Source organism: Algoriphagus algorifonticola (assembly GCF_007655305.1).
Taxonomy (GTDB): Bacteria; Bacteroidota; Bacteroidia; order Cytophagales; family Cyclobacteriaceae; genus Algoriphagus; species Algoriphagus algorifonticola.
On sequence record NZ_VLOG01000053.1, the window covers coordinates 1 to 16,381 of the forward strand.

Sequence of the window (16,381 nt, forward strand, 5' to 3'; positions counted from 1 at the left end):
ATTGAACTTTATAATAACCACGGGTGCAACCCGTGGCAAAGGAACCAACAAATAACTGCTGTCCTGACCCTGAAGGGGTCAAACTTTACAAAAAAATCCCGCTAATCAATCAAGACCAGCGGGATTTACTTTTAGGCATTCAGCTCTCCATTACTTCTTCCAACTGGCTTTTCCACCTTTGGCGGAATCAACACTGATGCTGTAATCGGATCCTGAGGATACAATCCATCGAACTTTCACCGCACTCATTCCAGGGATATTCTCTACAGCAATTTTTTCCGGGGAGTGTTTTTGTTCTTTGTAGCGTTTGAAATCCTCGTCTTCTACTACAAATCCAGCCACCACTTTTGCACCGGAGATGCTTACATAGTCTGGTCTTTCGATATTGTATTTCAAATCCTGAGAGGAATGCGTAGGCATCATTCTTTCATTGAAAATGGTCGCTGTGATGGCTTTCAGCCCGCCTCCCAAATCTTCCTCCTTTACATCCATGACAGAAAGTTTCGGAGTATGATAAGCGTGGTAAATAGTAAAGGCAGAATTTCTATGTGCGTCTTGCTCCATCAAGAAGCCGGGATGGGCTCTTCCAAAGGTTTTCTTGAAACCACCAATCTCGATCTCTCCAAACTGTGGGTGCTTATAACTTTTCCAGTCCACAAAAGCATCTCCGAAAGTCAAGAGCTGATCTACTTTCAATTGTTCTTCCTGATTGCCTCGACCTGCATTTTGATGGAAGTATAGATAGGAAATCATCAACTCATTGGAATAAGTGAATATCCCACGGTTTCCATAAAACCAATCCAACTCGCCTCCAAATACGGAATAAAGGTCCTTGTAAACTGTCAAATACCTATATCCCGGCATCATTTCCTCTCCTTTTTTGGCAATGGCATCATAAATTCTGATATCCTCACGATTGTAGGTATTGACATCCTCCTCAGCACCTGGACCTCTTAGAATCATTCCTCCGTAGTTATGATAACTCTGGGCACCGGCAATGTTTGGATGCTTCATCACAAACTCCATTACAGAGCGGTTTTCTGGCAAAGTAAAAGGATAGCGAAGAGCTCCTCTTTGTATATAGTCAGGTTGCCAGTTCCAGCCCCAATCTCTGTTGGGGTCGTAATAACCCACATCATCATCATTGATTCTCCCATCTCCATCAAGGTCGGTCCCTTCCTGTCCCAGCATCTCATATTCTCCTACCTGATCAGGACCTACAGCTACCAGTCTTCTAGGATCCAATGGGTCTTTGATATATCTGCCGGTTGGTGATTTTCTAATCATCATGGTGATATGTCCATCTCCATCTAAGTCGTCCATTTCATCTTCACCTGCCAAGCCATCTCCGTCATTATCCAGCTTCATTACACCAGAGCGAGGAGTGTTTTGAGTATTTGGCTTCAAAAAGAAATCATTTCTAGCATCCGGGTTAATCGTAGGCGTGATATAGAAAGTTTTATCCTTTAGGAGTTGCTGGATAAACTCATTGCTTCCATGCATTTCCGTCAAATACCAGGCAGTGTACAGGGCAAACTCAGCTCCCTGAATTTCATTGGAGTGAATATTCCCATCAATCCACATGGCTGGCTTGTCTGTATCTTTTCCGGATTCAAAATCTGTAATGGTGAGAGTCATAATATCCCTTCCCTCATAAGATTTTCCGATGGCTTCTATTTTTGCCAATTTGGGATGTGCCTTTGCGATTTTTTGCATGACATCCACCAGTCCTTCGTAAGTATAATACCTGTTCCAGGCGGTTTCTACTTTAGGTTGATGGGGTGTGCCCACTGCCCTGAAAAATTTTTCCTGAGCCTGGCTTTCTATTTGGCCAAAGCCTAATGCACTCATGGCCAAGGCAAGAATTAAGTTCTTTGTTTTTATCTGTTTCATGGCTTAGAGTTTGAAAGTTGCGTTGATAAAGCCCACATGAGGTGCTCCTGCTTTGATGCTGACATCTCCTTTTCCTCGGATGATCCAGCTTAAACTGCTTTTTCCGAAAGCATCGATAGAATCAATCAGTTGGATTTTTTCTCCGGAAATCACTCTGTCCGCCGGAGCGTTCAAGTCTACACGGATTTTGCGAAGCCATCTGGATCTTTCTCCCATTTCTGAGTGTGTAGGAAGGGGAGAGTTGTTGAATAAATCCAAACTCACACGGGTTAAACCGTTCCCCAAAGATTCAATCTTCAAATTCTGCACTTGTAATTTAGGCTGCATTTCAGCCAGCTTAAGAATGAAATCGGTATGTTCTTCAGCGATTTTCTCAACTTTTTCAAAAGGAGGATTGTGCATGACAAATGGCTTAATACCTCCCACTTCTACTTTTTTGCCAGGGAAATCCGGGTGTGAAATTTCCTTCCAAGGAACAAAGACGTCCTTCCAGCCCAATGAATCAGCCCAGGCTAAATAGTTAGCTTCAGGATTGCTTTTACCTTTGTATTCGGGAGTCCAGTAAGCAGGAGTGCTGTAGCTCAAGCGGGCAAAATGGAAATAAGCCCACTGGAAAAAGTCCCCGTCTGTGCCCTGATTAGTTTGCTGATAGGGTTTTTGGGAAACTGTTTCATTATAAATCCCGGAAACCATGGCATTGATGGCCTGATCTTTCTCCAAAATGGAAGTGACTACCCGCTTTCTTGCCTCACCTGCATTGTATTTCAATGGAGATGAAAGATTGTTTGCAGGCGAAAAGGTCACAAAGGCAAAAATGTTCCATTGGTCAAAAAGATAGTCCAACATGGCTCTAGATTCTGGCTGAGAGACAGGAATATCACCTGCTAATGGCTGGAAAACCGGGAATTTATAGGTCAAGGACTTGTTGAATGCAATGCCTTCTTGAAGATCCTCGGCAAAATTTCCATCCTGATCATCGTCTTTGCTTTCCTTGTAAACGAAATACTTTCCAGCTTCTCCCTTGCTTCTGTCTGCTTTGACCAGTACCCGATCATCTTCCTTGGATAGCATATAGTCTCCCATTGGATCTTCAACTCTCATCCAGGTGATGTACCCATCTCCATTGAGATCTGTATAGCCATTTTCTCCTGCCTTTCCATCACGATCATGGTCTACAGATGCTGCATTTCCCCTTCTTTCATATTTCAGAGAAGCATGATATTGCTCATAAGCATCAGGAGACATATTTGGAAAAATATAAAATGTGGTATTCTCCAATGCAGATGCATGTCTGCTAATCAGATCTTCAGCAAATCTGGTAGCCAATTCTACGCTGAGTACGTGAAATCCTTCTACCCCACCGACTACTGCGATAGCCGGCTTTAGGTCTTTATCCCCAGTGCCAACTTTCAAAACCCAAACATCTTTTCCTCCCGGGGTTTTGGTGAGGGACTTTAATTCAGCAGAGGCATTGGAGCCTATTCGCTGCAGGCGCTGATTGAGCTGGCTCAATGTGGGATAATCGGATTGAGCCGAAGCTGCTCCCGACCAGGCCATACCGACAGCAATCAAGCAACCGAGTACGATTTTTTTCATAAATCAATTGAGTTTAAAATTCTGTTTTGTATGATTTTTCAAAGATTATTTCACCTGAATTTTATTAAAAATTAAGGACAAAATGCAGGGCTGTTTTTCTGGAAGCCATAAATATGCGTGAGTGGGAACAGCTTTGGATAAATGGCGGGAAGCATTTTTTTGTTGTTAGGTTCACGATTTTTCGTTTATTTGGATTAAACCCATCAACCTTTATGTATCAAAAAATTGCCCTTGCAATAGCATTTTCCCCTCGAATTGAGGCGCTTATTGCTGAAGTCAAAAGGCTGGTATTGCTTTTTGATTCGGAATTGGTCCTGATTCATGTAGGTGTCAAAACGCCCGAATTAGAGAAAAAGCTAAATGAATTAATTGAAAAAAATCAATGTGATCCTGCAAAAACCAAAGTCTTGTGGAAGGAAGGAAAGCCTGTAAAAATGATTCTTCAGGCTTGCAGAGAGGAAAAGGTGGATCTGTTGGTTGCCGGAGCTTTGAAACAAGAAGGCCTGTTTAAGTATTATATGGGTTCTGTCGGGAGAAAAATCATCAGAAAATCTCCTTGCTCGGTACTGACCCTGATCGAGCCAAGAGTGAAAACCTCCGAGTTTTCCAGAGTGGTCATTAACGGAACCCAGCTGGAAATTACCCCTCAAGTGATCAAGCATGGTTTGGAGTTTTCAAAAGTGGTCAAGGCAGACCAAGTGTCCATTTTGAATGAAATCAAAATGTATGGTTTGCAGATGGGAACGGCTAGTGAGGATTCGGAAGAAGAGATTGCTCATACCAGAAGACAGCTGGTTCAGAATGAGATTGACTACGTGGAGCAAATTCTTAAAGACCTAGATAAAGGAAAGTTGAAAATTAATATAAAAGTTACCGGAGGAAAATGGGCTGTGGAGTTGGCAAGGTTCTGTGAAAAAACTGATGCAAATCTGTTGGTGGTAGGAGACGAGAGAAAGCTCAATTTCTTTGATAGGATTTTCCCGCATGACTTGGAAGAGCTGCTCAGCACCCTTCCTTGTAATCTTTTAATCGTAAAAAAATAAACCTCCATGGAAACGTTAAACCATAAGGAGGTCATCAATCTCCTCCTCCAACTTGCGGCTATGTTGATCATGGCCAGAGTTTTTGCTGAGATTGCCAGAAAATTGAAGCAGCCTGCTGTGGTAGGCGAAATATTAGCAGGTATTGTTTTGGGTCCCACTATTTTGGGTTCCCTGATGCCGGGCTTTCAGGAATATCTGTTTGGTTCGCATGAAATGTCCAATATAGCATTGGATGGTTTCGTGCAGATTTCTGTGGTTTTGCTACTTTTTATAGCAGGGCTAGAAGTGGAACTTCAGATTGTCTGGAGTCAGGGGAAAAATGCCCTCAAGATTGCCGTAGCCTCCATGGTGCTTCCTATCATTGCAGGATTTGTGGTAGCCTATGCTTTCCCGGAGTTTTTGGGAGTCAATATTAATGATCGAATAGTAGCTTCTACCTTCTTTGGCTTGGCGATAGGAATCACGGCATTGGCTGTGGTTGCCCGGATTTTGATGGATTTGAATTTATTCAAAACCCAAACCGGACTACTGATTATAGCCGCTGCGATGATTGTGGATGTATTGGGTTGGATTGTATTTTCAGTGATTCTTTCCCTATCAGAATCAGGAAGTGGTGGCCTGGGAGTCTGGCCGACTATCGGTCTGACGCTGGCATTTACCTTAATCATGTTGACTATTGGCAAAGGCTTGATCAATAAGACACTTCCATGGGTAAACAAGAAAATGGCCTGGCCGGGAGGCTTATTGTCGCTTTCCTTAGCCATTTGTTTTTTGGCAGCCTCCTTTACAGAGTTTATAGGAATTCACGCAATTTTCGGAGCCTTTATTATCGGAGTAGCCTTGGGAGATTCGGAGTATTTGACTGAAAAAGCCAAGGAAATTCTTCATCAGTTTATCAATAATATTTTCGCTCCCATATTCTTTGTTTCAATTGGATTGAAGGTGAATTTTATTGAAAGTTTTGATTTGGGAGTGACGGGAGTGATTGTCATCGTCGGCTTATTGACCAAGTATTATGGAGCCTACTTTGGAAGTAGATTGGCCCAAATCCCTAGAAGAGAGTCTATCATTGTGGGTTTCGGCTTGAGCACCAGAGGTAGCATGGATATCATATTAGGATTGATTGCATTGGAATCCGGCTTGGTTTCAGACTCTCTGTTTATTGGCTTGGTGATTTTGGCATTAGTTTCTTCCATTGCTTCAGGTCCTTTGATGGGCTGGGCAGGCAGGCTCAAAATCTAAAAGCTTTTCTCAATGGCAGATAAGTCGGTTCAATTGGCTTGATTTAACTTTCTCTCGTAATTTTGAGTTGTAAAGGTTCAAACACCCATTATCAAACAATAAATCATGGCCAAAAGCGGAAAAATTGGCGTTTTACTCGTCAATTTAGGGACTCCAGATAGCACGAAAACAGGAGACGTAAGAAAATATCTTCGGGAATTTTTGATGGATGGAAGAGTGATTGACTTTCCATTTATTCCTCGTTGGATGTTAGTGAATTTGATTATTGCGCCTTTTCGGGCTCCAAAATCTGCCAAAGAATATAGAAAACTCTGGACGGACAGGGGGTCTCCTCTGCTTTTTCATACAGAAGACTTAAAAGAAAAACTGGTTGCCAAGCTAGACACTGAGGAGTATTTGGTTTCCATGGCTATGCGCTACCAAAGTCCAAGTATTGAGTCAGGATTGAAAGAGTTGATGGATGCCAAGGTGAGGAAGATCATTGTCCTGCCTCTATTCCCTCAATATGCTTCTGCAACCAATGGTTCTGTAATAGATAGGGTCATGGAAATTGCCCGTGGCTGGCAGATTATTCCTGAGATTTCTTTTATCAATAATTTTGTGGAGCATCCATTATTCATTCAGGCTTGGGAAGAATTGGGTAAAGAGATGATGCAGCAAGATCACTATCATCGTTACCTCTTTTCTTATCATGGATTACCGGAGAGACAAATCCGCAAAGGATCAGTGGATAATTATTGTAAGCTGGGAGCCTGCTGCAATAAATACGGACCTAAAAACCAGTTTTGTTACCGCGCTCAATGCTTTCACACCACCCGCTTAGTTGCTGCCAAACTGGGATTGCCGGAGGATAAAGTCATGACTTGTTTTCAGTCCAGATTAGGAAAGGACCCTTGGATTAAGCCCTACACAGAAGATGTAATCAAGGAGCTCGCAGAGCTGGGAGTCAAAAAAGTACTGGTCTTCTCACCGGCATTTGTGGCGGATTGTTTGGAAACTACCGTGGAGGTAGGAGAGGAGTATAAAGAAGAATTTGAGGAGTTGGGAGGCGAAAAATGGGATTTGGTTCCTAGCTTAAATTCTACTGATACTTGGGTAGACTGTGTGAAAGATTTGGTGGAAACACATTCTTGAAAAGTCTGAAAGCTGAAGTTAGAAGGCTGAAATTTCAAAATCAGAAAGCTGAAATGAGAAGGCTGAAAAGTAGGCAGTAGGTAGAAGACAGTGCCGTCACCGCGAGGAACGAAGCGGTCTCATGAAGGCTGTAGACGAAGTTAAAAGTCTGAAAGCTGAAGTTAGAAGGCTGAAATTCAAAGTGAGAAAGCTGAAGTCAAAAGCTGAAATGAAGAAAGGGAGTGCTTGAAGGGGAGACTTTGTAAAATTTTATGGATATCCGCATTCTTACCAATATTGAAAAAAATAAGGCTTATTGTCTGCTAAAAGGATCAGAATCCGGAAGCTTCGGTCTTCGGTCATCGGTCTTCCAAACTGTCAAGCAAAGAAAATAAGGCAACTGGCATGATTGCGGATAATCAGAAAAATTTTAATCCAAATAAAAGTATCCAACATAAAATAGATTAGGGAAACTGAATTAATGTCTCTTCTTTGACTCCATCTAAAAAAAGCCAGCTCTTATTGATTTTTGGGATTGCGTTGATTTCTATCAATTTGCGAACCTCTATCGCGTCTGTGGGACCTCTAATTCCTTTCATTCGGGAGGATTTGGATATTTCCAATGGTTTGGCCGGGTTTCTCACTACGCTTTCATTGATCACCTTCGCGATCTTCTCCCTATTTGCGCCATCAATAGGAAAACGCATTGGGAATGCAAGAGCGATATTTCTGGGTATTTCCCTGCTGACAGTTGGTGTAATTATTCGAGTACTGGGCGGAACTACCTTGCTTTTTGTTGGAACTGCCTTGACTGGAATCGGGATTGTCATTGCCAATGTGCTGATGATTCCCCTTTTCAAAGCCAGAATTCCGGAAAAAATGGGTTTGATGACCGCAATTCTATCCACGGGCATGTCGCTTTTTGCCGCGATAGCTTCGGGCCTGAGTGTACCTTTGGCTGTAGATTTAAATTTAGGTTGGAGGGGCTCCCTGGCTTCTTGGTCTTTGGTCATGCTATTGGCCTTGGCTGTTTGGTTTCCTCAAGTAAAATTGAAGCCCAAAGCTGCAAATTTGAGTAATGAGGCCATTAAAAATGTCTGGAAATCCACCCTTGCTTGGCAGGTCACTTTGTTCATGGGTGCTCAATCAGTCATGTATTTTACCATGGTCACTTGGCTTCCTGACATGTTGATCTCAAGAGGAATGAGTCCGGTATTAGCTGGAGTAGCCCTGTCCTATGCACAGCTTATTTCGCTTTTGGGGACCTTTTTCGCTCCTAATTTTTTGATCAAGCAAAAAGAACAGACCGGAGTAATAATCGGTGTTGGCCTGGCTTATTTCTTAGGCTATGGATTGCTTTTCATTGAGCTGGACTGGGTGGCCTTTGTATCATTGACCATCATAGGAATAGGGAGCGGTGCCAGCTTGAGTATCGCATATACCTTGATTTCTCTTAGAACCATTGAGGATAGGACTACTGCCAAGCTTTCTGGCATGGTACAATCTGCAGGGTATGTTTTAGCTGCTTTAGGCCCACTTTTATTCGGGATTTCTTTGGATTTGATCGGAGATTGGGATTTGTTGATTTGGTTTTTGATAATCATGACGGCTCAATTCTTGGCATTTGGCATTCCAGCCGGCCGAAATAGAAAAATCTGAGTTTGGAAGATATTCTTCTCGCCTTGCCGGGAAAGTGGTACCTTTGTGCATTCATCAAGACCGAAGGCAAATGCAAGATTTCTTATACGAATTAGGGGTATCCGAACAGCTTTTTAACTATGTCATCATGCCTGCTTTGATATTCATAGCGCGGGTCGGTGATGTATCGATTAATACCCTTCGCATCATGTTTATGATGAGCGGAAAGCGGAATGTTGCTCCTTTTTTAGGGTTTTTTGAGGCGCTCATCTGGTTGCTCGCTATCGGGCAAATCTTCCAAAACATCAATAATCCTATGTCCTACATTGCCTATGCTGCCGGCTTTGGTACCGGAACTTTCGTGGGGATGTTTTTCGAAGAAAAATTGGCCTTAGGGAGAGTGTTGGTAAGAATCATTACGCCAATTTCTGAACCCAAATTATTGGAGTTTATGAAGGAAAGAGATTACAGGTTTACCAGCGTGGGAGCGGAAGGAAGGTATGGAAAGGTGAATCTACTTTTTACTGTGATGAAGCGGGAGAATCTTCAGGAATTCATCGCAAAGGTTAAGGAAATTGATGAAAAGGCTTTTTACACCATAGAGAGCGTTAAGCGGGTTTCAGAAGATGAATTGAATGTGATGGAGGACAGGCCACGATTCAAATCCAGATTATTCAGTAAAGCCAGGACTTGATGGGCAATAGCTGGTTTCAGTTTCAGCAGTTTCGGGTGGAACAGGATCGCTGTGCCATGAAGATTTCTACCGATGCAGTCCTTTTAGGATCATTAGCGGAGGGGGAAGAGGTCAAAACTATTCTGGATATAGGAACTGGGACAGGTGTCATTTCTTTGATGTTAGCTCAGCGCTTTGAACAAGCACATATTTCTGCAATAGAGATTGATCAGGATGCCTTTGAGCAGGCTAAGATGAATTTTGAGCAAAGCATTTTTTCTGATAGGTTAGAAATTTCAAAAGGTGCTATTCAGGATTTGAAGAAGAAGTCCTCTTTCGATTTGATCGTATCAAATCCCCCATATTTCCCTGATCATTTGAAATCGACAGATTCCAAAAGAAACCAAGCATTACATACAGACAGTCTATCATTTGAGGATTTAGCGAATTCAGTAGACCAGCTTTTGACTAAGGATGGCGCGTTTTGGGTGATATTGCCACCGCGCCAAATGGAAGAGTTAGAGTTGATTTTTTCCAAACTTGGTTTTAACTCTGGACAGGAAATACAGGTACAGGATAGACCGATCAAACCTATTCACAGAATAGTGAGGTCCTTTCACAGGACTTTTCAGGAAAAGAGGCAAACTCGAATTTTCATAAAAGAAGATTCTGGGGACTATTCGGATATTTATAAAAGCCTTATTTCAGGATTTTTATTAGGTTTTTGAAAGGATCGCGTTCAATAACTTAGGTTGAATGTTAAATCCCTGAAAGATTCAGGTTCAGGGGTTGTAATAAATAGGTATTTCTCTATTTTTGGGGACTTATTAGCTACCCCAGTTTTATGAAAAAAATTCTGTCTCTTTGCTGTTTGGCAATGCTTTTTTTGGGATGGGCCTGTACCGAAGAAAATGAAACCACATTTGTAGTCACTGAAGAAATACTATATGCCAGTGGTGAACAAGTTCGACTTTTGGGAAGGGTAATCAGTAATCAATCCGTGCAGGTTCAGGATCATGGTTTTTACCTTTCTAAAGACCCTAATTTTGCATCCCCCATCATCATTTCTTTAGGGGCAAAGGATGGCCCGGGAAGGTTTATCGGGCAAGTATCTGATTTGGATGTCAATCAACTCTATTATGCCAAGTCATTTTTCAATTCTGGCACAGGAGATGAATTCGGAAATGTAGTTGAAGTCCGGACTTTACCGGTTGGTTTGGAATCATTTAGTCCCGCTTTTGGAGCTACTGGACAAGAGATGACCATTATCGGAAGAAACTTCACCAAAGACACCAAAGTGTTTTTTGGCTCTGTGGAAGCTCAAATCATCAGCATTACCCTAGAAAGCAGAATTCGGGTAAGAATACCTGCCCCTAAGGATGGTGTGACGGTTCCTATCAAAATTCAGGTTCAAAATAATGTAGTAGAGTTTCCTGAAAAATTTGAATATAGAGTAGGTACTTATGAATTGATCACCGCTTTTCCTCAGGAAATAAAGGTTTACGACAATGTGTTTTTCCAGAGAAACTCAGGTCTTCATATAGGTTTAGGTTCTGAAAGAAGACTTTTTCAGTTAGAGTATTTCCAGCGATATGATATAGCAACTAAAACTTGGGATAGAGTGGAATTTCCCGGCTCTCCAAGATCTTTTGCTTTTTTCACGGACAACTATATTGGTGGAGGAACTGCCAGACTGGGCAATCCCATTGTCATAAATTCCAGCTTTTGGAAGATTACAGACTCTGGTTTTGAACAATTGGGTGATTTACCTTTTGAAAGTAGGGAGTCTTTAGCTTTTGAAATTAACTCCACGCTCTATGTTTTGGGAACTAAGCAAAGTAACGAGGCATCTTTTAGAAAGTATAATCCTGTAACTAAAGTTTGGAGTTTGCTAGGAACACCCCCTGAAAATTTCAATGCAGAAAATGCTCATTTTATCTATCAAGGGAGAGCCTACATAATTGGGAAAGATAAATCAGTTTGGTCCTATACTCCATCAAGCGATTCTTGGCAAATAGTTTCCAGTTATCCAGGTGGATTGGGTGATGGATATGGAATGGGCAGAGTAATTGGAGATAAGGCTTATGTTGGTCTTTATCGCAGATCTGATGAGCTATGGGAGCTTAACCTGAATACTATGACATGGAAGCCAAAAAATCCCATGCCAGGGTTGCCTCAGAGTATTTTGGTAGGACACTTCGTCAAAGATGGAGTTTTATATATCATGCGTGTCCCAGACATTACCTTGGCCGGATCATTTCCTATGAATATGTACAAATTTACACCTGAGGGATTTTAAGATTTGACTATGAAGCGACTTTTACCTCTTATACTTTTCTTGCTCACACATGTGGCTTTTACCCAAACCCAACCCAAAAGGGAGGTAGTAGGTAGAGATATAGGGCAATTGAAAAACATCAAAATCTCAGGACGGATAATGGATGAGATTACAGGCGAAGCACTGGTGGGCGCGACTGTTACAGTTCCTGAATTGAACATCACGCGTATCACCGATTCCAATGGAGGGTTTGAGCTGGTCCTTGACCGGGCAGAATACAATTTGGAGTTTAGATATGTGGGATATGAAACCATCAAATATCCCATTGTGGCTGTAGGAGATGGAAGAATGTCTATTCGAATGCTGCAAGAAGATTTTCAATTGGATGATGTGGTGATTTTCGGAAGAGATCCGGAGAAAAATATTCGATCTACCGATATGGGAGCGATTACTTTGAGTATGAATTCCATCAAGGAACTCCCGCCATTCCTCGGGGAAGTCGATATTATTCGCTCTATGGCCACACTTCCGGGTGTTTCGCAAGTTGGTGAGGCAGCAGCAGGATTGAATGTCCGTGGAGGAGGAGCAGACCAAAACCTAATTCAGTTTGCCGGGGCTCCAATTTATAACCCAACTCACCTTTTTGGGCTCTTTACTTCTTTCAATGCGGATGTGGTGAATGATGTGACTTTGTACAAGTCTGTGATTCCCACTCGATATGGGGGCAGGGGTTCATCCATTTTGGATATTCTACCAAAAACCGGAAGTATTGACAAATGGGGAGGAGACTTGATGTTGAGTAATTTTTCTGGGAAAATAGGTGTCAATGGTCCCCTGATTAAAAACAAACTTTCTGTCAGGGGAGGCTTTAGAGGCTCCTATATCAATTGGTTTTTGGGTGCTTTGAGCAATCCTGACTTGAATAATTCGCAGGCGAATTTTTATGATGGCAATTTGGTGATTTCAGCGCCTATTTCTGAAAACAATGAATTCACTTATAGCTATTACACCTCTTACGATGATTTTGCTTTTGCCTCAGATACTACAATTTCCTGGAAAAATAATTCTCACTCTCTTCAGTGGAAAAGCAAGTTTGGCGAGAAGTTGAGCTTGGAGGCTTTGGGTTATTATACCCAATATGATTACAGCATCTTTAATCGATCAGGGATCAATGATTTTGATTTGAATTCAGGAATTCAGGATTTCGGAATGAAGGCCTTCATGACTTATCAGATTGGAGAAAATAATAGAGTGACTTTTGGCGGTGATTTCAAAGATTTGACTGTTCAGCCCGGTGAATTGATCCCCTCCAGCGAGCAGGAATCCGGGATATTACCCAAAAAAGTGCAGGATGAATTTGGTAGGGAATCCGGGGTCCATTTTCAGCATGAATTGGAATTCGGAGAGAAAATTGGGATATCCTACGGATTAAGGTATGACATGTATCAGTATTTGGGGCCAAGGACGGTGAGACAATATGCCGAAAACCAACCTAAATCTGAAGGATCAGCTATTTCGGAAAGAAGTTATGCGGATGGTGAAAACATCATTTCCTATGATGGACTTGGCCCTAGGGGCTCGATTCGCTACTCGCTTTCCAAATACAGCTCTATCAAAGCAGGATACAACAAGATGTATCAATTCATCCATTTAATTTCCAATACTGCTACCATCGCGCCGACAGATGTTTGGAAGTTGAGTGACGAGTTTTTGAATCCTCAAGTTGTAGATCAATACTCTTTGGGATTTTATAACAATTTCAAGGGTAATATTTTCGAGACCTCTATTGAGGTCTACTACAAGGACATTCAGAATGTAGTGGAATATAAAGATGGTGCTAATCTAATTCTTCAAAATCATCTTGAAACAGAGCTTGTTCCGGCACAGGGCAGGGCTTATGGGATTGAGTTGTATGTGAAAAAGAATTTGGGAAGATTGACAGGTTGGGTGTCCTATACCTATTCCAGAAGCTTGAGAAGAGTAATCACACCATTTGAGGAAGAAATGATCAACGATGGAGAATGGTTTGCTTCCAATTTCGATAAGCCTCATGACCTGACTTTGATAGGAAATTACAAGGTTTCCACCAATACCTCTATTTCTGCAACTTTCGGATACAGTACAGGGAGACCAGTTACTTTTCCTGAGGCCAAGTTTGATTACTCAGGGAATAATCTAGCTTTCTTTGACAGAAGAAATGAACAGAGACTTCCGGATTTCCACCGACTGGACCTTTCAGTGAATTTTAAGTTGAAAGGAAAAGGCAAGTTCTATGATGGTGATTGGACCTTCTCCGTGCTTAATGTGTACGGGAGAAGAAATCCATTCTCTCTCTTTTTTGTGGATGAAGCAGGAGCACCTCCTCAAGCCCTTCGTTTGGCAGTGTTGGGAGTTCCTTTACCAAGTTTAAGCTATTCAATTAAGTTTTGAGATGAGAGTATTTAAAAAGCTTTTTTACGTCCTTTTGATGCTGCCTATGGCCTGCATTGATCCCTATGAAGTGGAAGTTGGGGAAGGGGAACAGTTGCTTACCATAGAGGGAATGATTACCACACAGCCGGGTAGACAGGTAATTCGACTGACTAGAAGTGCAACTTATGGTTCTGTATTTGAAGGGCTGATACGGCCAGTCACAGGTGCTACGGTTATTGTAAGAGATGATTTGGGAAATGTAGTTTTTCTAGCTGAGTCAGCAAATGATAGAGGAGCTTATTTTACACCTGAAAATTTTGCTGCCCAGCTTGGACGAAGCTACACCTTGCAGATACAAACGCCAGATGGAACAGTCTATACTTCTTTTCCTGAGAAAGTAAATGCAGTGCCTGAAATCAATAATCTCAGTGTTCAGACTGTTCGGATTCCTGTAGAAGGAGAATTGAATGATAGATCAGGAGTTCAGTTGATAGCAGAGATCAATGATCCTGTGGATGAAAATAACTTCTACTTCTGGCGAAATGGGCCGTCAGTTTATGTTTTGGAGACCAGACCTGACCTATTTACCCCTCGACCATCTGATGCTAACCCAAGTCGTGATCCTCAGCCCAAACCTTGCTGTATTGCATGTTTTAGGTCTGAACAAGTAGGAAACCAAAGTATATTTATTGCCAACGATGATAATTTCAATGGCTTGACTACCCGAATTCCAGTAGGATTTATTGAAGATGATGGCTTGCGCTTTGTCAAGACCTACCGGGTAGATGTGAGACAGATGAGCATTTCACAGGAAGCCTACCGCTTTCTCAGGTTGGTAAAGCAACAAACAGAAATCAGTGGTTCTGTCTTTGATCCTCCTCCTGCAAGTATTCGTGGCAATATGATTAATTTGGAAAACCCTGAAGAAGTGGTTTTAGGTTACTTTATAGTCGGTGCAGAGACTGTCAGAAGAATTTATATAGACCAGAATGATTTAACCTTCCGGCAAAACAAAGCAATTATTCCCGATGATTGCAGGGAAGTTCCTGGAGCCCAACTCGCTCCGCCTGCTGATTGGAATCCTTAGTCTGAATTCCGGTCTATGGCTGGAATTCAGATTTTTCTTGGAATATGATCCCTCTTTTTCCCAACTCTTCCAGTATGGGTAGGTAGATTTCTGGGAGGATGGGTAGATGTAATCCGCTTAGTTTTATTTTTCCATCCAAAAATAAATCCACCGCAATTGCGAGGGGTAATCCTACAGTTTTGGCCATGGCGGTGTAGGTCGAATCCTCTCCAAAGCAGACTAAACTTGATGTGAGTACCTCTTTTCCTTGATCAGTTTCTAGTTCGAATAAATGTTGCATCACGATCATATCCCGATCTTCTTTCCCCAAAGCCCAGTCGATTTCCAAAATTGCTTGAAGTAAGGCGGCAGGACTTCCGGATGTTTTTGGCAGCTTTCGATCACTGAAAAAACCCAGCCATTGTAATTTTTCAAAGGTTGGGAAATCCAAATCTTGGATCAACTCTCCTAATTTTTCTTCCACGGAAAGTTGAGGGTCATAGGGTAAAAATGCATTGATGAAATCCCGAAGCGTACTGTTTTCCGGGAAATTTACCTCGAAACTATCATCCGTCATCCCCAGCTGAACGAACACATTCCAAGCTTTGCAATAACCTGCCCTTCTCAATGTTCCTCTAAGTAAGGTTGGGATATTTTCAAGACCATAGACTTTTCTATAGCTTAAAGAATCCCGGTTGGCATAGCCATCAAAATCTCCCAATCCTTTAAAATGTATGGATTCAAGCCTCCTATAAAGGTTATGATAAGGAATGAATTTTAGATCTCCTTTTTCGACATAACGCGAAGTGCCTTGACCTGCCAACACCACATTTCTTGGGTTCCAGGTGAATTTATACTTCCAGGGATTATCTTCTGATTCAGGTGCAAGGAGTCCACCGCAGTAGGATTTGAAAGAGGTGATTTGATGTCCTTTTGACTTTGCTTCATCAATAATTTTCATCGCAGACATGTGGTCTATTCCTGGGTCCAAGCCACATTCGTTCAGAAAAAACAATCCTTTTTCACTGATCTTTGAAGCCATTTTTTTCAAATCCTCAGATACATAAGAGGCGGAGAAAAAATGCTTTCCCAAATCCAAACAGTCTTTGGCAATCGTTGGGTGCATAAAGGCAGGAAGCATGGAGATCACCAGGTCGGATTCCTGAATAAGCGATCTTCTTTTTTCAGGATCGGAAACATCCAAAGATTTTGCGAAAGTATTGGGGCGGTTTTTGAGCTTTTCCAAAGCTGCTTTTTCATCCAGGTCTGCTAAAATCAATTTCCTGTCTTTGTTTTGACAAGAGTCTGCCAGATAATCGATGAGGTAAGTGGAGGATTTTCCGCCTCCTAAAATCAGAATACTATGCATGAGTAAAATTTGAGTTCTCCTGATAAAACTCGCAGGAAAAAGGGAGAAATCCAGTTTT

The 16,381-nt window shown here is 41.9% G+C and carries 12 protein-coding genes; 9 read left to right on the top strand and 3 right to left on the bottom strand.

Going from position 1 to position 16,381, the window contains the following annotated elements; translation table 11 throughout:
• Nucleotides 1–150 precede the first annotated feature (150 nt).
• Together FL972_RS14120 and FL972_RS14125 are read right to left on the bottom strand one after the other, a co-directional pair.
• Nucleotides 151–1,893, bottom strand: a complete 1,743-nt coding sequence (locus FL972_RS14120; protein WP_144606234.1) for a M14 family metallopeptidase — start codon at nucleotides 1,891–1,893, stop codon at nucleotides 151–153.
• Nucleotides 1,894–1,896: 3 nt separating this feature from the next.
• Nucleotides 1,897–3,489 (bottom strand): M14 family metallopeptidase, encoded by a 1,593-nt coding sequence (locus FL972_RS14125; protein ID WP_144606235.1) that lies wholly within the window; start codon nucleotides 3,487–3,489, stop codon nucleotides 1,897–1,899.
• 212 nt (nucleotides 3,490–3,701) lie between these two features.
• Between FL972_RS14125 and FL972_RS14130 the strand changes: the two genes are divergently transcribed.
• From FL972_RS14130 to FL972_RS14170, 9 genes are all read left to right on the top strand, one after another.
• Nucleotides 3,702–4,532: a universal stress protein gene (locus FL972_RS14130; protein WP_144606238.1), complete on the top strand. Its 831-nt coding sequence runs from the start codon at nucleotides 3,702–3,704 to the stop codon at nucleotides 4,530–4,532.
• Nucleotides 4,533–4,538: 6 nt separating this feature from the next.
• Complete coding sequence (locus FL972_RS14135) at nucleotides 4,539–5,774, top strand: cation:proton antiporter (RefSeq protein WP_091652502.1); 1,236 nt, start codon at nucleotides 4,539–4,541, stop codon at nucleotides 5,772–5,774.
• A gap of 105 nt (nucleotides 5,775–5,879) precedes the next feature.
• Nucleotides 5,880–6,908, top strand: a complete 1,029-nt coding sequence (hemH, locus tag FL972_RS14140) for a ferrochelatase (protein WP_144606240.1) — start codon at nucleotides 5,880–5,882, stop codon at nucleotides 6,906–6,908.
• Between the two features lie 534 nt (nucleotides 6,909–7,442).
• Nucleotides 7,443–8,546 carry a CynX/NimT family MFS transporter gene (locus FL972_RS14145; protein ID WP_317129951.1) on the top strand — a complete coding sequence of 368 codons (1,104 nt, stop codon included), beginning with the start codon at nucleotides 7,443–7,445 and terminating at the stop codon, nucleotides 8,544–8,546.
• Nucleotides 8,547–8,616: 70 nt separating this feature from the next.
• A complete protein-coding gene (locus FL972_RS14150) occupies nucleotides 8,617–9,219 on the top strand; it encodes a DUF2179 domain-containing protein (RefSeq protein ID WP_144606244.1) in 603 nt (200 codons plus the stop codon).
• Nucleotides 9,219–9,926, top strand: coding sequence for a tRNA1(Val) (adenine(37)-N6)-methyltransferase (locus tag FL972_RS14155; RefSeq protein ID WP_144606246.1), 708 nt, complete (start codon nucleotides 9,219–9,221; stop codon nucleotides 9,924–9,926). Before FL972_RS14150 ends, FL972_RS14155 begins: the two co-directional genes overlap by 1 nt.
• 116 nt (nucleotides 9,927–10,042) lie before the next feature.
• Nucleotides 10,043–11,497, top strand: a complete 1,455-nt coding sequence (locus FL972_RS14160) for an IPT/TIG domain-containing protein (RefSeq protein WP_144606247.1) — start codon at nucleotides 10,043–10,045, stop codon at nucleotides 11,495–11,497.
• A gap of 9 nt (nucleotides 11,498–11,506) precedes the next feature.
• Nucleotides 11,507–13,906, top strand: coding sequence for a TonB-dependent receptor (locus tag FL972_RS14165; RefSeq protein ID WP_144606249.1), 2,400 nt, complete (start codon nucleotides 11,507–11,509; stop codon nucleotides 13,904–13,906).
• A 1-nt stretch (nucleotide 13,907) separates the two neighbouring features.
• Nucleotides 13,908–14,975: a DUF4249 domain-containing protein gene (locus FL972_RS14170; protein ID WP_144606251.1), complete on the top strand. Its 1,068-nt coding sequence runs from the start codon at nucleotides 13,908–13,910 to the stop codon at nucleotides 14,973–14,975.
• A gap of 13 nt (nucleotides 14,976–14,988) precedes the next feature.
• On the opposite strand, the gene FL972_RS14175 is transcribed toward FL972_RS14170, so the two are convergent.
• Entirely contained in the window at nucleotides 14,989–16,323 is a 1,335-nt protein-coding gene (locus FL972_RS14175; RefSeq protein ID WP_144606253.1) for a saccharopine dehydrogenase C-terminal domain-containing protein, read from the bottom strand.
• Between the last annotated feature and the right edge of the window lie 58 nt (nucleotides 16,324–16,381).